This window comes from Leisingera sp. CC-HEC093 (assembly GCF_059429195.1).
The window spans coordinates 1-17445 of the sequence record NZ_JCAIJR010000006.1 but is presented as its reverse complement, the minus strand read 5'-3'; the positions used below and the strand labels follow the sequence as shown (position 1 = coordinate 17445).

Annotated in this window: 16 protein-coding genes and 1 pseudogene; 10 read left to right on the top strand and 7 right to left on the bottom strand. The window is 53.2% G+C overall.

All coding sequences use genetic code 11. The features are described 5' to 3' along the window. Positions 1-145 precede the first annotated feature (145 nt). The gene (locus AC5STB_RS22730; RefSeq protein ID WP_495445125.1) at positions 146-511 is read right to left on the bottom strand and encodes a hypothetical protein; all 366 of its coding nucleotides are present in this window, start codon (positions 509-511) and stop codon (positions 146-148) included. Between the two features lie 88 nt (positions 512-599). Then, positions 600-887 (bottom strand): hypothetical protein, encoded by a 288-nt coding sequence (locus tag AC5STB_RS22725; protein ID WP_495445124.1) that lies wholly within the window; start codon positions 885-887, stop codon positions 600-602. Positions 888-1110: 223 nt separating this feature from the next. Between AC5STB_RS22725 and AC5STB_RS22720 the strand changes: the two genes are divergently transcribed. Continuing rightward, on the top strand, positions 1111-1644 hold the full coding sequence (locus AC5STB_RS22720; RefSeq protein ID WP_495445123.1) for a hypothetical protein: 534 nt from the start codon (positions 1111-1113) through the stop codon (positions 1642-1644). On the opposite strand, the gene AC5STB_RS22715 is transcribed toward AC5STB_RS22720, so the two are convergent. After that, a complete protein-coding gene (locus AC5STB_RS22715) occupies positions 1621-2850 on the bottom strand; it encodes a hypothetical protein (protein ID WP_495445122.1) in 1230 nt (409 codons plus the stop codon). The genes AC5STB_RS22720 and AC5STB_RS22715 overlap by 24 nt on opposite strands. 422 nt (positions 2851-3272) lie before the next feature. On the opposite strand from AC5STB_RS22715, the gene AC5STB_RS22710 reads away from it, so the two are divergent. The 7 genes from AC5STB_RS22710 to AC5STB_RS22680 all read left to right on the top strand — a co-directional run bounded on the left by AC5STB_RS22710 (position 3273) and on the right by AC5STB_RS22680 (position 12240). Beyond that, entirely contained in the window at positions 3273-5003 is a 1731-nt protein-coding gene (locus AC5STB_RS22710) for a hypothetical protein (protein ID WP_495445121.1), read from the top strand. A gap of 134 nt (positions 5004-5137) precedes the next feature. Further along, the gene (locus AC5STB_RS22705) at positions 5138-5677 is read left to right on the top strand and encodes a recombinase family protein (protein WP_495445120.1); all 540 of its coding nucleotides are present in this window, start codon (positions 5138-5140) and stop codon (positions 5675-5677) included. 127 nt (positions 5678-5804) lie between these two features. Further along, on the top strand, positions 5805-8012 hold the full coding sequence (locus AC5STB_RS22700; RefSeq protein WP_495445119.1) for a sensor histidine kinase: 2208 nt from the start codon (positions 5805-5807) through the stop codon (positions 8010-8012). Next, the gene (locus tag AC5STB_RS22695) at positions 8009-9103 is read left to right on the top strand and encodes a response regulator (RefSeq protein ID WP_495445118.1); all 1095 of its coding nucleotides are present in this window, start codon (positions 8009-8011) and stop codon (positions 9101-9103) included. The genes AC5STB_RS22700 and AC5STB_RS22695 overlap by 4 nt, the downstream gene beginning before the upstream one ends. A gap of 146 nt (positions 9104-9249) precedes the next feature. Continuing rightward, positions 9250-10569, top strand: coding sequence for a DNA (cytosine-5-)-methyltransferase (gene dcm, locus AC5STB_RS22690; protein ID WP_495445117.1), 1320 nt, complete (start codon positions 9250-9252; stop codon positions 10567-10569). After that, the gene (locus AC5STB_RS22685) at positions 10569-11042 is read left to right on the top strand and encodes a very short patch repair endonuclease (protein WP_495445116.1); all 474 of its coding nucleotides are present in this window, start codon (positions 10569-10571) and stop codon (positions 11040-11042) included. The genes dcm and AC5STB_RS22685 overlap by 1 nt, the downstream gene beginning before the upstream one ends. Beyond that, the gene (locus tag AC5STB_RS22680) at positions 11020-12240 is read left to right on the top strand and encodes a type II restriction endonuclease (protein WP_495445115.1); all 1221 of its coding nucleotides are present in this window, start codon (positions 11020-11022) and stop codon (positions 12238-12240) included. The genes AC5STB_RS22685 and AC5STB_RS22680 overlap by 23 nt, the downstream gene beginning before the upstream one ends. Before the next feature lie 3 nt (positions 12241-12243). Here AC5STB_RS22680 and AC5STB_RS22675 read toward each other — a convergent pair whose 3' ends face one another. The 4 genes from AC5STB_RS22675 to mobV all read right to left on the bottom strand — a co-directional run bounded on the left by AC5STB_RS22675 (position 12244) and on the right by mobV (position 16128). Next, positions 12244-12564, bottom strand: a complete 321-nt coding sequence (locus AC5STB_RS22675) for a hypothetical protein (protein WP_495445114.1) — start codon at positions 12562-12564, stop codon at positions 12244-12246. Next, positions 12564-13238, bottom strand: coding sequence for a division plane positioning ATPase MipZ (locus AC5STB_RS22670; protein WP_495445113.1), 675 nt, complete (start codon positions 13236-13238; stop codon positions 12564-12566). Before AC5STB_RS22670 ends, AC5STB_RS22675 begins: the two co-directional genes overlap by 1 nt. Before the next feature lie 132 nt (positions 13239-13370). Then, the gene (locus AC5STB_RS22665; protein ID WP_495445112.1) at positions 13371-14423 is read right to left on the bottom strand and encodes a replication initiator protein A; all 1053 of its coding nucleotides are present in this window, start codon (positions 14421-14423) and stop codon (positions 13371-13373) included. A gap of 499 nt (positions 14424-14922) precedes the next feature. Continuing rightward, positions 14923-16128, bottom strand: coding sequence for a MobV family relaxase (mobV, locus tag AC5STB_RS22660; protein WP_495445111.1), 1206 nt, complete (start codon positions 16126-16128; stop codon positions 14923-14925). A 367-nt stretch (positions 16129-16495) separates the two neighbouring features. Here mobV and AC5STB_RS22655 point away from each other — a divergent pair, with 367 nt between their 5' ends. Continuing rightward, on the top strand, positions 16496-16963 hold the full coding sequence (locus AC5STB_RS22655; RefSeq protein ID WP_495445110.1) for a hypothetical protein: 468 nt from the start codon (positions 16496-16498) through the stop codon (positions 16961-16963). 21 nt (positions 16964-16984) lie between these two features. Further along, positions 16985-17160: pseudogene (locus tag AC5STB_RS22650) on the top strand (integrase core domain-containing protein); the annotation flags it as partial. Between the last annotated feature and the right edge of the window lie 285 nt (positions 17161-17445).

The window sequence follows — 17445 nt, the reverse complement described above, 5'->3', positions numbered from 1 at the left end:
GCCGGTGTGAGGCCCCATAGTCTGTGCGACGGCAGTACTGGCGGTCGCAACGAAAACGGCCACGAGAATGAAGTTTCGCATTGTGCTTCTCCCATCTAGTTGAGACGCAGGCGTCCGGCATGCCGCACGCCTGCAAGGTGCTCCCTCAGAAGGAACCGCTGATTCCGATACCCACGCTCGGGCCCATGGGCGTTTGCGTCACGCTTCCCGACACACCACCATAGCCGCCGTGAACCGTCACACTGCCACCAGTGCCGACGCTTGCTCCAGCTGAAACGTTGCCTGAGGTGCCGGAGACACCAATGCCCGAAACAGTCGGAGCTGAGCCATTCGACGTGATACCGACGGAAACCGAGCCAGAACCACTCGGACCACTATCGGAGATGACGGGAATGGACACGTTCGGGGTTGCCGGAGCTTGGTTCGTGTACAACTGGCCAACATCATTGGCCATTGCAGTGCCAGCCATCAAAATGGTCGAAACGGCAGATGTGATAAGCAGATTTTTCATGGGGCTTCTCCTGTAACTAGCCATCGGCAAAAGCCGATCGTTGGTTAGGGTTGGCCCACCCGAAGTGGAACAACCCGCTCTTTTTCGATCACCAGCCAAAGGTCTTCGCCGCCCACTTTGCAGGCTTATCGATGACCTTCTCTTTGACCTCATTGGGCAAAGCGTTCGGACCGGGCTCGAGAGGCTTGTCGATGCGCAGTGCATCGCGCGGCATCGTCCAATCGATTGAATTGTCGTCGCAGAACTGCAGACGGCTGGTTTCGCCTTGGTAGACGACTGCACAGGATTTCTCTTCCTGTTCAGCCTGATCCTGGGCGAAGGCAGCGGTGCCAGCGCAGAGCAGTGCAGCGACTGACGCTTTGATGATGCGTTTCATGTGTTTGCCCTCCTAGGCAGTTGATCTCGACATCGCCAACTAAGTCGTCACGACGATAAAATCGTTATCTGTATCTCCGATTCTTGCCGCTGCGTCAAGACGATTTTATCGTTTTTACGCCCATGTCGTCCTTGATCGTAATGCCGGTCTTGGCGTTTTGACGATAAAATCGTTGACGCTGCTGAGAGTTTTGCTATATCAAGCGCAAAGCAAGAGGTTCGATATGTCAGACGTTGCCAGCAGCCTGAGGGGCGCACGCGCTTACCTTGATATGAACATCAAGTCTGTCGCGTCGGCTGTACGAATGTCCGACAAAACTCTTACTTCCCTCGAAAAGTATGCCGACGAAGACGATCCAAAGGTCACTGAACTGGTAGAGTTCTATGAGAACCTCGGGCTTAGGTTCGTTAGGGAAAGTGGAACCATCACCGGGATTCTGCACTCTGACGAAGTAAGGAAGCTAGTCATTAGTGCTTCAAATGGACCAAATCCAGATGAAGATATCGCAAGCCTTCAGAAGGCTATTAAGATCATCAATGGCCTTGTATTTAATTTAAGGCGCGTCGATCGCACGAAAGCGGATTTGGGCGATACGTTGGAAGTTCATTTCCCTGTGTCCGCGAGAAGTTTTGTACTGGATATCCTTAGGAAATGGGTTTCCAACAAGCCATATGTTGAGCTGCATGAGCCCGATGGTCGCAAAATCAGTTTAACAGGACCAAGCTTAGAAGCATTATTTCAAGACCCGTCCCCTTAAGTCGAGGACAGGGTCAAAATCAAATACCAACGCGAGTACTGCAGCGATCAATATGAAAAGCATTACCGTTGCAAAACGGCGCGCATAGCGCCTTGAGAGCTTTAGAGTTCCATTCTCGCTCTCAATTTTGGATATTTTTTTCTCCAACTGTTTGATCAAAGATTTTCGCGGTTCTATTTCGTCGGTGTGAAGTCTCTGGACTTCAGATTCAAGGTTTTCAACCTTTTCCTCCAGCGGCTCAACTACCGCTTCCAGATCCTGAATTCTGTCATACTGCCGACTAACCCGGTCGTAGTTGATGCGAATGGAACGGGAGACTCTGGAGGCGAGCTCATGCCGAGCATCATTGTTAGGAAATACGCCTATACGGGAGATGATATTTCCGTTCTCCGTGTCGAAAATCGGTCGGTCGCTAAATTCTGGAACCATTGTTTGATGATCATCAGATATGAGTTTCTGGCCCTGCTGCCGTAGGTCTTCATTTATCTCGTCAATGGTTTTCGGAATTCTCCGAGTTAGGTCATCGTGAACCTGTTCAAATGAAAGCCCATAACCTTCGCGACCTGCGTGCCCTTTCCGAAGGAGCTCAAGAAAACAATGTGTAAACAAGGGAAGCTCGATGTTGGGAAGACTGTCGTGTGCATACACTGTTCCCACATTAGAAGCGTTGTTTGCCGACAAAATGACGGAACCACGTCTCGGCAAGGCCAAGGTTTCCGCGTTGCTCATATAAGCGGCAGCCTCAGGCGAAATTGAGATTTCCGGGCTATGCCTGTGAACCACGCCACTAACGCAGCAGTCAATGACACAGTAAATTCTGCAAAGGGCAGTCTGTTCGATACGGTCGAAGAGTCTCTCAAAATTGACCCATGTGTCTTCGTCATCAGGCTCGGAACTTGACAGAAAAAAACGAAGTATGGACTCCTGCGACTTTCCGTGGCTGCAGATATAAATGAAAACATCTGCCAACTCTCTTTCGTACAGGAACTGGTCAATTTTCTGAATCAACTCACTTTTTGGAAGGTCCAAGTCAAATCCATCAAAGATGTTCTTACTATGAAGACCCAAGCCTTTGCTCGGATTTCGGAAGTAGCTGATGATCTCATCACGAGCATTGCGGAATACCCTCCGGTTCCACTCCGGCTCATGACTGAACTCACTTGCGCCTAACACTACGAGACCGGTTTTTGCTGGATTGAAGAACATTGAAACCCCTTCAAATAATCACAAAGTCCAGATTTGCTTGTTTCTCATAAGGGGACAAGACCAGCGGAGCAAACAATCGAATAGTTCTGTAGCTTTACATGCCAAAAACGACCGTTTCTGCCGCCCTGCCCTGCGCCATGCCGGATCAACCGCGTAGCCTGGACAAAAACCTACGGCAAAACCTTTTCGGTTTTGGCAGGTTTTTGGCAGGCCTTGTAAGGCGAACAGCCGTAGCAGCGCTTGCCAAGCCCGAAACCGACGACTACCAAAATCAAACCCGCAGACTTTCGTCATGAGCGAGGGACCCGCGGGGGCAGGTCAATGGGCTTGCTAAGCCTTTAAATGAATGACCCAACTTACCGTGAAGCGTTGGCCAGCTAGAGTATGTCTGTTTTTGGGGTGTCGCTGGAAGGGAGGAAACATTGGAAGATGATTTCGACGCCTTTATGTCGGCACTGAAAGCCGAGGAGGATCAGGTCCGGCAGGAGTTGCGTTCTGATCGTATGGGCTTCTTCCCCGTTTATGCCATGCGTGAGTACGACTTCTTCTTTAACAAGTTCAAAGAACAAATGCGCGGTAGCGGTAATGAAGAAATGGAGGAGACGCACTATCTTCTAAGGCTTGGCTTGCCACGTAGTCTGGCGCTCGCACTTTCCTCGCGGGATCAATACGACGTGCCGACGCTTATGCCAGTCCACAAAGAGTCGCTTGCCGCCAAAGCCAGAGAGTCAATCATTCGCCTTGGAGTCATTGAGCACGGCAGAAGGCTGGCGGTCGCATCGAAAATTGGCGAGCTTCGGCTCCGGCGTACGTCGCAACGGTCTTATGAGTTCACCTTGCCAAAAGCATGGATTGACTATGATCGGTTCGAAGAGGCCGTCGAACGGCATTTCGCGCAACAAGGCATGAAGAGGTACTTTGAAGAGTACAAACGAAGCAAAGCCACTCAAGGTCTGGAGGAGGAGCTTCACCAGCTAGCGCATGAAAACGTCTTTGTGTTTATGGATTACTTCATCGGCTACAATGCACATCCGATGCTTGATGACCATTTTTTCGGTCTCGCATACTTCTTTGTGTCGACAAGTCCTGGTTTCGACTCCTTCAGGTTCGACCTAAGATTTGGAGGCGTCAGTTACATAAAATACGTGCTGGCGGTGGTTTACGTGTACTCGCTTGCACTGAAGCACGAATGGTTCTGCCAGGCGCTCTTGCGGAAGCATCCTGAGATTGATCCCAGAAATATCCTAACAATATCAGCCGAGAAAGAAGGGTTCGTCGCCGATTTCGCTGAGGCACTTAACATGTATGGTCCCTCTTTTGACGGCTTTACGTTCACAACGTCTGCCGAACTGGAAACGATCTACAAGGTTCTCTCGGCAAGACGGGATAACATTGACGTACTCAAACCCAACGGTGCTCCGGTTCCGATGCTACTGGAGTTCTCGGACACAAGTGTCTTCAGATGTCTCGCTGGCGCACAGGAAAGCCCGATCCAAGTTCTTTTGAATGGCCTTCGCTATCATTTTCCGGATGACTACAACGCTAACCAGCAAACACGAGAGGCGTCTCTTCAGCGAGCAATCGAAAGAATTTTGCGGGGCGGATTTGATGGGCTGAAGTTTAAACGAAATGTCGTTCTGAAAGATCAAGGACGAGATTTGACGGACATCGACCTCGTCGTGACGGAAGAAAGTTCCAACACGGTGTTGCTCTTCCAAATCAAGGCGCAGGACAGCTATGGCATGGAATTGAACGCGCGAATGAACCGTTCCAAGAGGTTTGCTGAGGGAAGCCGCAGATGGGTTGATGTAACAAAGAACTGGGTGTCACGAACGGATGTACAAGAATTACGGAACCGGCTTGGGATGAAGCGCTCGCCCGAAGCACCGAAAGTCCGCCTCGTCGTTCTGTCGAGGTTTTTTGCGCACTTTGGTTTTGAAGAGGAGACCTCGGAGGACGTCACATTCTGCACATGGTTTCAATTCTTCAATGCGGTCACGAAAACAGAGGCACGGCATGGGCAGATCAGAACCCTAGAAACGTTGTTTGCGTGGATTGTCCGTGACGAAATCAGGCGCAATGTAGATCGCACAACTTGGTTTGAGCGGAATCTGATCCTAGACAACGTCGAATTTGCGACGGTTAACGAGTAACTATTTGCGCAAAATCGCGAAGTGTTGGCGAGAGGGCGCAACGAACACTCTGGTGGTGTCGAAAGAGCTAAGACACTCATGCTTCTTGTTGTCTTTGTCTGGACAAAACCTCACGTTTTTGACCAGATCGGGGCATGATTATCGGATATGCCCGCGTCAGCACGGACGACCAGAGCCTAGCTTCACAAACGGATGCCCTTTCCGCCGCCGGAGCCGAGAAGGTTTTCGCGGACAGGATCAGTGGATCGAAGCGCGCGCGGCCGGAGCTGGACAAGATGCTGGAGCAGATTCGCGACGGTGACGTTGTGATCGTCACCAAATATGACCGCCTGGCGCGGTCTCTGAAAGACCTGCTGGAGATCGTCGAGACGATCCGCGAGCGCGGTGCCGGCTTTCGATCCCTCGCCGAGGACATCGACACGACGACGTCGGCCGGCCGTCTTGTGTTCCATGTCTTCGCATCCATCGCGCAGTTCGAGCGGGAGCGGATTTCTGAGCGAACGAGAGAAGGGTTGGCTTCCGCGCGCAAGCGGGGTCGGATCGGAGGTAGGCCCCCTGCCCTGTCAGCCGTCCAGAAAGACGAGGTGCGGCGCATGAGAGACGACGAACACCGCGCGGTGTCGGAGATCGCGCGACTTTTCAAGGTCAGCGAGCGCACGGTGCGACGTGTCTAGGAAGCTGAAGCCTTGGGTTATTAGAATTGAGAGCACATAGTTGACTGAAACAAAAAAACTGAAGCCAGCCATAGCAAAGTTTACCGGCGAATATGGCCAATACTTCTTCTGGGAGCGGCGATAGCCAATGAATGATATTTCTGAAGACAAGCTCCGATTTAAACCAAAAGCGCGAATTATTCGCACTATCGGAGATCAGCTAATCAGCGGCCCGGAAGCTGCCGTTATCGAGCTGGTCAAAAACGCTTATGACGCTGATGCGAATTTTGTGGAGATCAAGTTCTTCCCGCCGCTCAAGCCTGGAGAGGGACGAATTTCCATCACAGATGATGGTCACGGGATGTCTCTTGACGACATTCGGCTGAAGTGGATGGAACCAGCGACAGCTTCGAAGGTAAAGGATCGCCGTTCGCCATCCAAAACACGCAAGATGATGGGTTCCAAGGGGATCGGCAGGTTTGCTGCTGCGAAGCTCGGAGCAAAGATGGCTCTGACGTCTACTGTAGCAGCCAAGGATGGACAAGTTGCGGTTCTCATCCCTGAACTAGACTGGAGCATTTTTAGCGACGACGTATATCTGTCCGATATCGCGATCGACTACCTCGTTCAGAATGTTGAAGATTCTACCGGCACGACTATCGAAGTTATCGAACTCCACGAGAGCTGGACAAAGGATCGGTTGTCCAAACTATACGGTGAACTCAGGCGCTTGCTTTCCCCGTTTGCAGCAAGTCACGAAAAAACCGACGATTTCAGTGTTTATCTTGATCTGTCGAATTGCAATGAAGAAAGCGCTGGATTTGATCCTGCCGACATATTCGAAGACTCCGACGATCAGAGTGACGAAAGTGGCTATCGTGGGCGTGGCAGGCGCGTTCATCCTTTCCCACTCCTATCGACTTGCGATTATGAGCTGGATGGGACGCTGGCACCGAACGGAGCATTTGAAGGGTCTTTCACCATTCACCGCGCCGGTCGTGGTGCGGAAAGAATTTCTATTCCGGGTGCAGGTATCAAGAAGGGCGAAAGCGCCGGTACTGTAGAGGTTCAACTCTACATGTTTGACAGGGAAGCCGACGCCCTCAAGAGCAACATGAAGGCAGCGGGCATGGGCGATTTAAGCGCTGCTGAAGCCCGTCGGTTGCTCGACAGTATTTCAGGAGTCGCAATATACCGCGAAGGTTTCCGCGTCCGGCCCTACGGCGATCCAGAGAACGATTGGCTTGCTCTGGACACTCGACGCGTTCAAGATCCCTCGTTGAGGATCGGTCATAATCAAATTGCCGGTTATCTGAAAATTGAGGGTGAGCAAGATTCAAATCTTTTCGAACGTAGTAGCCGCGAGGGGTTTGAGGACAACGCGGCCTTTCAGAATCTCGCGACGCTGATAAAGCGCTTACTGGCTGAGGTCGTTGAGCCAAAGCGCTTCGATTTTCGCGAGAAGGCCGGTATTTCGCGCCCCCGGTCATCTACGTTCGATGAGCTCAAGGAAATTTCGGAGCTGAAACGGGTGAGAAAGTTGATCGCGCTTCTTGAGCCAAAGCAGCGGGAGCAGGCAGAACGTATCATCGACAAGGAAAGTCAGCGACTATCGTTGCGGGTTGATGCGATGCGGGAGCGGCAGAGAGTGCTCGAAGCACAGTCGTCGCTTGGTGCCATTCTGGCGGAAGTGCTTCATGAAGGGTCCCCAGAAGCAACGTTCGTCCAGAAGAGCGCAGACCGAATGACTGTCATGCTGAAGACTTTCCTGACTGGAGATGATGGGGGAAAGAGCAAGGCAAGGGAGTTCTTCTCAACGCGGATACCACAGATCAAGGCGTCGGGGGACAAACTGGCGAACCTGTTTCGTGCGCTGCGACCGCTTGCCGGTGGCAAGCGGCGACAACCAGCGTTGTTCTACCCGATAAAGACAATCAAAGATGCCTTGGCACTGTTCGAGAACCATCAAGTGGAAGTAACGGTAGAGACGGCAGCCAAAGGCATGGAGTTCCTTGGGCATTCTGAAGATTTGACCACTGCTATGGTCAATATCGTGGGCAATGCCATCCACTGGCTTGAAGCAACTGATGTTGCCGAACCTCGTATTCAGATCACCCTGTCACGTTCAGAAGACGGTGGTCACGTCTTCATTGCAGACAATGGGCCGGGAGTCCGAAAGGAGTTCATGGAGCGTATTTTCGAAGTTGGCTTTACTCTGAAGGATGGAGGCACAGGTTTGGGCTTGAACATTGCGCGTGAGGCTCTCGCAAGATCTGGTGGGAAGCTCCGTTTTCACCCAGAACACGAGACCGGCGCATTATTTGAAATCATCTTTCCAGCAGGACCAGATAATTGAATATCAAGACTATACTCGTCGTTGAAGACGAAGACCGTATGATCACACTATTGAGTGACGCCCTGGAAGACTGGAACGCTGCCAACTTAGAGAATTCTCGACGCTTCGATGCAATATTTGTGAAGAGTCCTGAAGGAGCGGTCCGCGAACTCCATGCTAGGAAGGTAGACTGTGCGCTCGTTGATCTGCGGCTGCCACCTGATGAGGATTCCGATAAGACCAATGCGGAGAATGGGAACGCCTTGGCCGCCGCCCTGCTGCGAGAAAATGGCATCCCGGTCGCGATTATCTCTGGCCATCCAGGGGAGGCCGAGCCGGATCTTGTCGATGGAGAAACCGTCAGAGCCTTTGAGAAGGCTGACGATGGCTATGAAACCGCGGTTTCTTGGTTAGCGTCGCAATGGGAATTGATGGATGCCCTGCGCGCCGTGCGGCAAAAACTGGAACGGTCCACGGCCGAAGTGTTTGCCCGCAGGATTTGGCCTTACTGGTCGCAAATTTCGGACACCATAGGGCACGACAATGAAAAATTGGCCACAGCTATTGCGCGGCAGTATGCCAGCCATACTGCCGAATTACTTGGTCAGGACGGTTCCGGTGATTGGCATCCATTCGAGAGTTTCATTGTTCCGTCCTACATTGCGGAGAGAGCGCATACAGGCGACATATTCCTCCTTGAAAGCACAAACTGGATAGTTCTGACGCCTCAATGTGATATGGCTACAGGAAAGGTTCCAAACGTGCTTCTTGCCGAATGCTCTCTCGGTGTGGACCAGTGGGCAGAAAATGTTGAGGCTTTGAAGGCCGCGACAAGCAATAACAAGCGCAAGGAACCAACCAAGTTCTTACGCGCTTTCGTTAATCAAAATTTGCCCGCATCCGTGCACTTTTTGCCTCCTCTTCCGGGCAGCGATGAACCAGTATTCGTGCAGTTTGGCAAGATTAGGACGATGCCGTTGGCTGATCTGAATAGGCAACTCGATGCAAGAGTTGCGTCTGTTTCGCCACCGTTTCTCAGTAACTTGGTGCAGCGTTTCGGCGCATTCATAAGCCGAACTGGACAGCCAAACATTGGCGTAGAACACCTCTAAGCTACCGGTTTTGTGAACGGGCGGCTGTCTTGTTGCCCTCAACTCAAAGTCGGAACAAAAAATGAACAGATTGCAGAAACAGGGTGGTCAAATCATCTGGGAATCTTTATGACATGTTGTCAATAAATGACACAGAGGTATTGAGCATGAACGCGCATCTCCGCACCGAATTTGCCGAGCTGATGGACCGTGCTGGTTTGGGTATAGAGGAGGCCGCCAGCTTCCTAGGCATCAGTGACAGAACAGTACGTCGGCATGTCAAAGGCGAAGGTAAACGCATCGACGCCCTGAAGCTCGACAAGCTGCGAGAGATTGCAAATTCCCGTTGTGCAAAGGGGCGGCCGACAGGTTTCCGGTTCATCGATCTCTTTGCGGGCGTTGGAGGAATCCGGATTCCGTTCGAGGAAATTGGTGGCCGCTGTGTTTTTACAGCCGAGTGGGACCGCTTCAGCCGGGAGACCTACAAGGCCAACTTCCCGGAACCAGCTGACAGCGATCATGTCTTTGCGGAAGACGTGCGCCCATGGGCAAATGACCCGGCAAAGATCCCAGCGCATGATGTTCTTCTGGCGGGTTTTCCGTGTCAGCCGTTTTCGATTGCTGGTGTCAGCAAGAAAAACGCGCTCGGCCGTCCGCATGGCTTTCTTTGCGATACCCAGGGGACGCTCTTCTACGATTTGGCCAAGATCATCGACCATCACCGCCCACCTGCGTTCCTGCTGGAGAATGTGAAGAACCTTGAGCGTCATGACGGAGGCAAGACCTTTGCCACAATCATGCATGTTCTGGAAAACGAGCTGGGCTACAAGGTCTCTTACCGTGTTATCAGTTCGACCCCCTGGGTGCCGCAGAAGCGTGAGCGTATCTTTATTGTCGGGTTCAAGGATCACAGCATAGAGTTTGACTTCGACCAACTCGCCATCCCCGAGGGCGACGGCCCTACCCTCGGGACGATCCTCGATCAGAAAGTCGATCCGAAATACACTCTGACAGAAAACATGTGGACCTATCTTCAAGGCTACAAAGAAAAGCACCGCAGCGCTGGGAACGGTTTCGGGTTTTCCCTATTTGGGCCAAATGATGTGGCCCGCACTCTGTCAGCCCGATACTACAAGGACGGCTCGGAAATCCTGATCGCTCAAAAAGGCAATCGACCACGCCGACTAACACCACGCGAATGCGCCCGGCTCATGGGGTTCGAAAAACCCGGCAAGACCGACTGGAAAATCCCTGTTTCTGATACGCAGGCCTATCGCCAGATGGGCAATGCAGTGGTCGTGCCGGTTGTAAGAGCCGTTGCGCAGCTCATGCAGCCGCGCATTGCGGATGTCATGGCTCTGGATGGTCGCGAAGTTCCTGAGACCATGCAGGCACAGCTCCCATTGGCCGAGCCAGGTATTTACGCCGCCAGCGAAATGTCGGCCGAACCCCTCGAAATGCTGGAGGCGGCACGGGCCGGGGCATAATGCCCGCAGATATTGTCTCGCCTGCTAAACGGAGCCGGATGATGTCCGGCATCCGGGGCAAGGATACAATACCCGAACTGGCGATCCGTTCGGCACTGCACCGGGCCGGGTTCCGGTTCCGGCTGCACCGGAAAGACCTGCCTGGTCGTCCCGATCTGGTTTTTCCCCGCCACCATGCGGTTATTTTTGTTCACGGCTGTTTTTGGCATGGGCATGGATGCCATTTGTTCCGCTGGCCGAAAAGCCGCGAAGATTTCTGGCGTGAGAAGATCGGCAGGAACATTGCTCGCGACAGATCGCAGTATCAGGCACTTGCTGCTTTAAACTGGCGTGTCGGGACTGTCTGGGAATGTGCAATGAAGGGAAAGACCTGTCTGCCTTTCACAGAGGTTGTCGATCAATGTTCTATATGGTTGAAATCAGGTGTAAAAACACTTGAGGTGAGTGGTGATGAAGCGCGGCCAGTTATCTGATTTTTTTGAGGGAGTCGGGGTTAAACGGCTGTCGGCCGTTGATGCCGAACCAAAGACGTCCAACCAGCATGAAGTTGGCACAACCCGGAAAATGCGGGATGATTTCCTGGGCGAAACCCACCAGCAGAAGTTTTCCGCAATCTATATCTGGCTGGGTGGCGACCAAGAGGGCTTCACCGAGGAAAGCTGGGCCACCCATTACGATGCGCGGATCAACAAGCCCCGTGCAGCCGAATGGCGGCTCTACTATCCCTCAAACCCTGTGACCGAGGCTATGAAAGAAGGTGACACGCTCTTTCTCGCCAAGGATCAGAGCGGCCTGCTGTGGTTCATCGTAGCCCCTGAAGGGTCAACCAGCGAACAGCAGCTCTTCTGGCTGTTCGGCCTGCGTCCTGAAGGTAAATCTTTCATCTCGCGGGAATTCTCGGATGATGAGCCGGAGCTGGATTTTGCAGCCCGTTTCATTCTGGATGAGCTGGGGATCGAGTTCGAAGAGCCAGAGGCCGACAAGCTGGACAGCATCATCGAGAAGTTTGGCACCACCTTTCCGAAAACGGCCGAATTTTCCGATCTGGCTCGTCTCACCCTGCCGGAAGTTCGCGCCGAAGACGATCCAGATGCTGCGCTGATTGCTTGGCTCGATCATGAAGAGGCGTTGTTCCGGAGACTTGAGCGCAAGGTGGTGTCATCGCGGATTGAAGCTGGGTTCGTCAATGACGAGGGCACGGACGTGGACGGTTTCATCAGCTTCTCTTTGAGTGTTCAGAACCGGCGGAAATCCCGGATGGGCCACTCTCTGGAAAACCATCTGGCGGCCGTATTCATGGCGCATGACATCCGGCATGTGCGCGGTGCAGTGACAGAACACAATCACAAGCCGGACTTCCTGTTTCCGGACCTTGCGACCTATCAGGCTGCCCCGACCGCGGGGGACGCTCGATTGACCATGTTGGGGGCCAAATCCTCCTGCAAAGATCGCTGGCGGCAGGTTCTGGCCGAGGCCGAGAAAATCAGCCGCAAACACCTTCTAACACTGGAGCCGGGGATATCGGAGCCGCAAACCAACCAGATGGAGGCGTCAAGCCTTCAGCTCGTCGTGCCTCGCCCTGTTCAAAGCAGCTATACTGAAGCGCAGCAGGGGTGGCTTTGGTCTGTGGCAGATTTCATCGGAGAAGTACGCGCAAAGCAGGCACTGTAGCCTTCATAGGTATTCTTTTTCCAGCAATGCCACTGCATGCTCAAGCGTCTCCCCCAAGCCCCAGCCATTTTCATCCGCTACCTTGTAAAAGGCCTCTATAGTTTCAGGCTTTGCCTTGATGTTGAACTGCGCGTTGCGTCCTGTGCGGCGACGGCGAGATGGTTTGGATACGGCTACCGCAGCTCTTGGTTCGCGGCTTTGAAAACCAGCTGCTTCCGCTGCCTGTGCGGTATCTACCTTTGGCTGAGCCTTCGGGCTGGGCGTGAATTCGCTTAGGTCGCCTAAAGCGGCTCCAAAGCCGAGATCTGCACGGGTCTTGCTCATCAGGCGGGAACCTCCTGTTTCAGCCGGGCCACTATTTCGCCCGCAAATTCTCGTGCGTTGATCCGGGCCTTCTCGACATTGCTGACCTGTGCAGGGTCAAGATCTGCCAATGTGCCGCCATAATCAAACAGGTCGCGATATGCCGCGCGTTCGACAATCGGCACCTGGCAGACCTCGATGCCATTGGCAGCCAGCTGCTCCTGCACATTCTTCAACGCCCGCGAGCGCACAGCCGCACTGGTGCGGGTCAGCACCACGCAATGGGGAATGGCGCGTCGCGCCATCTTAGCTTGGTTGCTGATCAACCGAATAGTCTTAGCGCCGCCTTTGGCATCCATTGAGGACCCCTGCGCTGGGATCAGCACAAGATCCGACATACCAATGGCATTGGCTACCATCAGGCTGGCAGTGCCTTCCAGATCGACGATGACGAATTGCGATTGGGCCGAAGCTTCTTCAATCTGATCAACAATACTTTCCTCGGTCACACCGCCGACGATGGTAATGTTATCAGGCCTCCCCGGCAGTGCCCCCCATTGTGAGATCCAACGTTCGGGATCTGCATCTATGATGGTGACGACAGCGTTATTTTCCGCCAGTTGGGTAGCCAAGATCAAGGCTGTAGTGGTTTTACCCGCCCCGCCCTTCGGGTTTGCAAATGATATAACCGGCATGTCTGCTCCGCCTCTTTTCTTCTGATAGTACCAGATAGCTCTCAGATATCCATTGGTACTATTCTGGAACCCGATAGCTATCTGATAGCTTAATGGTACCACCTAGGTATCCCACAATCTCTCCAGTGTTCCCTATGGGTGTCCTCGTTTTTCAAACCAGTTGCGACAAAAGCCGATAAAAGCCTTATCCGCATTCTTGGGCGGTTCCAGCCCGCCATGGTCCATCCATTCTCGCCAGGCTTGCTCTAGGAAATAGATATCCCATCCCGGCGCCGCCTGTTTGGCGTTATCATAAGCCGCTGTAGAAAGGGACACACCTAGGGCAGGGGAGACAACAACGTCGTTGGCCCCATGCATCGTGCCCTTATTGGTAAACACTACTTGGCCATTCTCGATCCGGATCGCGTAGTCCGGCATGTGGTTGAATTCGGAATCTGCATTGGCAATGCCCTGCACCAGACGCTTGAACTCCCGGGCCGAGGAGCCGGAACCGCATTTTTTCTGCAACAGCTCTAGGCCGATACGCCAACTTGATTTCATCCCACAATGCTTTCGCGCCAGCTCGTAAATCCGCCGCTCCAGCGGCTTCCGAAGGCGGAAATAATCGCGGTGCAAGGTCAAAACCTCGTTGGATCGGATTGCATTGAAAACCCAATCCGATAGTTCGACCTCCACTTCTTGCATGCGTCCGTCGCGAGTCTGCCGGACGATCTTAGCCCGGTCGATCAGTCCGAAAACGTCCAGCTGCTCTTCGCCGCCTGTAATGATATTTGTGCTTATGGTGGTGCCGCGCAGCCGCTCCAATGCCGCTTTCAGCCCTTCATATCCCTGACCATTGGTCATCCGGTTTGTCGCAGTCAGCAGGTCATAGGCTTTGAAACGTACTTTTGATGTAATCTCGCGACCTTCATTGGCCGCAGCAATCAACTGGCTGATGCAGTAGATCAGGATGTCGCGATCATGGATAGTCGCAAGCCCCAGTACCGACGGCGTAATCTCGACAAAGCGGTCCTTCAGCTCATAACGACGCTGGCGACGGTCGGGCTTAGTAGAGAGTGAAAAAATCGGATGTTCCATCGATGCCATATCGCCCTTGGGTGCGGCATCAAAGATATCACAGACAAAGAAATCTTGGGTTGGATGCCGGTCCGGCAAAAGGGGCGGACGGTTGCCACTGTGATCCATAAAAAATACCTTTGAAGCGAACTGCTGAGGTCAATCAGAGGTTCGATATTTCACACACGGCACCTTACTTCGACATTTCACACACAGACAAGAACCTTTCGACATTTCACACACGCATTTTCGACATTTCACACACACGCGTTCGATATTTCACACACAGCATTGTGGGTTTTGTTTAAGAAAAACAACTTACTACCGTAAAAAAAAAATCCGTAACACAGAATCTAACACATATTTAACACCCACTACCGGCATCCTACCTGTGGATAACTTACTTGCTGCGGTAACGGAGCTTTCTGAAGATCAGATTCCGCACAAACCGAACCTGGCGTCCAGAAGCCCACTCCTTGGCCTCCATCCGGAGATAGAGTTCAATCTCTTCATCAGTCGCCGGTGATCCCTCGATCTCCTGCATAGCAAACGCATGGCGCAGAAGTTTCGACTTAATGCCATCGTATCGCCCTCCGAGTGTCATCTGCTGCTGTCCTTCCATTCAAACCTAGCGGAACCGGTCTCTGCCCTTGTCCCTTGAGCGCTCCGGATCCGTTTTTTCAGGTTCAAGATCAGCTCGGGAAGAAGCCTGTTTTGACCGCGGCTGATAGCCGAGGTCTTTAAGGCGCTGAGAAATGTCTGACATGATTTCGACGTTTGGCTTCACCTTCAGTTGGTCGAGTGCCTGGACAAGAGTAGCCAGTGCTTCCTGCTCCATTGGACCTGGCTCCCTCTCCATCGCACTGAGGACCCGCTCAACCGCATAGAGGGTTTTCCCCATCTGCTGGGCATCCTGAGCTTCCTGCCAAGCCATATCCCGCTCCGACTTCAGGCCACGCATCAATCCGGTATCCTGAGCGGCCTGTCGTTGCAGTTCCGTAATCAGCGCATGGGAGCGGTCGTGAGACTGCCTCAGCGCCTCTGTAGCTGCCTCTGTGGCGCGCTGACGGTATTCCTCGTCGCTCTCCCTGCCTCGACCCAGCAAACCGCCTGTCCGGCGCTCAGGGAGGCTTACAGAGGCTTCAGGTGGGCGCTCAAGAGCCGCGTAGTAGGATCTAACCCGTTGGTGCCGCGCTTTGCTGCCCTCGATGCCGCGTTCCAGGCCGTGGGCCTTGCCGACCCGTTCCGCAAAATCGGTCTGCATTTCACGGAGCTTCTGGCGGCCGCCAAGGAAGTGGCGGGCGTTCATCTTGCCCTTGCTGTCCTTCGGCATGACCATGGCTGTGAGGTGCGGGGTGGTTTCATCCCGGTGAATGACCGCAGAGAGGATGTTGCCTGCGCCATGGCGGGTCTTGAGCCAGTGAATGGCCTTGGCGAAATACTCGTCCTGTTCCGACCGGCTCATCCGGGCCATGGCTTCAGGGCTTCCGGTGACCAGGTACTCGATTCCGATCACCCCATTCTTGCGCAGCTTTTCCGGTGCTGCGTCCTTCCAGGCCTGTATCACGCCGTCGCTGTTATCCGGGCCGATAACCACTTGGTTCTGAGTGCGACGGTGTTCGTCGGCGTTGGGGGTCTCGCGCTCCCGGAAGGTGTGCTGAAGGCTGCCGCTCATGTTGCCGAGCGTCTTGATCTTGGAGGTGCGGAGGATCACGAAACCGCCGCCATCACTGTCCCCGGACATTCGCGGCCGGACATATCCGGGACCGCCGCCTTTGTGCCTGACAATGCGGCGGTGGTAGATGTCTTCAAGGTTGGATTTTTCGTCGAGCATGAGCCTCACCTTCGGGAAATATCCGCGGAGTCCGGGGCAAACAGCCCCGGCGAAAAACAGAGACGCGCAAGGCGCGGCATGATCAATTAAAAATTGTGTACTCACTATACAATTTGCAAGCAAGTTGTCATTCGCCGCCAAAGGCGGAGGGACATTATAACATCGTCGAGAAACCTAAGGAGCGGCAGGCTGCTGAGGTGCGTGACAATCTTTTCTAACATTTGACATCAAATCAACCGGTTAAAATTACCGGTTGATTTGACTTTTTTCATCGCTATGGTGGCCCTGTGTTAGGAACATAGGGACTAAAATTTTGTCTAGAAAAACGATCTCTCAGACCACATTGCGGACACACTGGTCCCGGTACATGCGGGAAGCCGCCAACGGAACAGTCATCCGGGTAAGAGACCAGGCTGAGAAGCCTTTTGCCGTTCTTTGTCTGGAGGATGATGCACCTGATGTCAGTGCCACCATTAAAGCTGGTGAGGCGCGAGATAAGTTGTCGGATGTGTTCGCTCAAATAAAAGCTGGCGTCGCCTTTCGTGTGGTCAGTAAGCGTGGAACGGAAGTGTATATGAGACCGTTCCGTGGCTACGATTACCCTTTGGCCGAAGCCATGAGAAAGTACTGGGAAGAAAGCGTTTCCTCAGAGTTGCAAGCAAAATCAGGAACGAAAGAAATCGAGGATCTTCTGAAATCCAGCGCGCAGAACATGGATGAGAAGGTCGATAAGTTGATTAAGCTGGTTCGACACACCATCAGGGAAAGTCACGGTTTGAAAACCTACACGCGAGAACAGTTGGCGCGTGATGAAGAAACGGACGATGAGATTTAAACTGGTACGCATCAGGCCGGGGTGAACGAGTACCTGTTTGCGTGCCTGCGCCATGCCCGACACCTGATCCACGCCTAGCGTAACGACTACAATCACCACCGCCCGCATTCGAGCCTCGACGGGCTCCCCCGCGGGAGTATCGAGATGGAACGCGATCTGAATTGGAGCCTGACGATGGCACTCCTAGGTTATGCTAATGCAGCTTGGAAAGCCGAAAATATCGCCTTTTGATAAACAACAGCTACCACGGCGCAAAGTTCAATGGCACCGTGGCAACTCTGTCGATCTAGCTCAATCGTAGTTCAGAAGTTGAGCTTTGGCTAAACGCACCCAAGGAACACTTCGCGGGGAATGCAGCCGCTGCTCGTGGATTGATAGACGCGTTGAAAGCGCCCCGGCTTGAAGAAGCCGCCATGTAGAGTTGTCGCGCCGCAAGCAGGGGTCGGCTTGACGTAGATTGCACCTGGGCCAGGACAGATTGG

Excerpts from the sequence above, each read along its gene's own strand:
- AC5STB_RS22730 (WP_495445125.1), bottom strand. The coding sequence starts at position 511 with ATGAAAAATCTGCTTATCACATCTGCCGTTTCGACCATTTTGATGGCT.
- AC5STB_RS22725 (WP_495445124.1), bottom strand. The coding sequence starts at position 887 with ATGAAACGCATCATCAAAGCGTCAGTCGCTGCACTGCTCTGCGCTGGC.
- AC5STB_RS22720 (WP_495445123.1), top strand. The coding sequence starts at position 1,111 with ATGTCAGACGTTGCCAGCAGCCTGAGGGGCGCACGCGCTTACCTTGAT.
- AC5STB_RS22715 (WP_495445122.1), bottom strand. The coding sequence starts at position 2,850 with ATGTTCTTCAATCCAGCAAAAACCGGTCTCGTAGTGTTAGGCGCAAGT.
- AC5STB_RS22705 (WP_495445120.1), top strand. The coding sequence starts at position 5,138 with ATGATTATCGGATATGCCCGCGTCAGCACGGACGACCAGAGCCTAGCT.
- AC5STB_RS22700 (WP_495445119.1), top strand. The coding sequence starts at position 5,805 with ATGAATGATATTTCTGAAGACAAGCTCCGATTTAAACCAAAAGCGCGA.
- dcm (WP_495445117.1), top strand. The coding sequence starts at position 9,250 with ATGAACGCGCATCTCCGCACCGAATTTGCCGAGCTGATGGACCGTGCT.
- AC5STB_RS22685 (WP_495445116.1), top strand. The coding sequence starts at position 10,569 with ATGCCCGCAGATATTGTCTCGCCTGCTAAACGGAGCCGGATGATGTCC.
- AC5STB_RS22680 (WP_495445115.1), top strand. The coding sequence starts at position 11,020 with ATGAAGCGCGGCCAGTTATCTGATTTTTTTGAGGGAGTCGGGGTTAAA.
- AC5STB_RS22675 (WP_495445114.1), bottom strand. The coding sequence starts at position 12,564 with ATGAGCAAGACCCGTGCAGATCTCGGCTTTGGAGCCGCTTTAGGCGAC.
- AC5STB_RS22670 (WP_495445113.1), bottom strand. The coding sequence starts at position 13,238 with ATGCCGGTTATATCATTTGCAAACCCGAAGGGCGGGGCGGGTAAAACC.
- AC5STB_RS22665 (WP_495445112.1), bottom strand. The coding sequence starts at position 14,423 with ATGGATCACAGTGGCAACCGTCCGCCCCTTTTGCCGGACCGGCATCCA.
- mobV (WP_495445111.1), bottom strand. The coding sequence starts at position 16,128 with ATGCTCGACGAAAAATCCAACCTTGAAGACATCTACCACCGCCGCATT.
- AC5STB_RS22655 (WP_495445110.1), top strand. The coding sequence starts at position 16,496 with ATGCGGGAAGCCGCCAACGGAACAGTCATCCGGGTAAGAGACCAGGCT.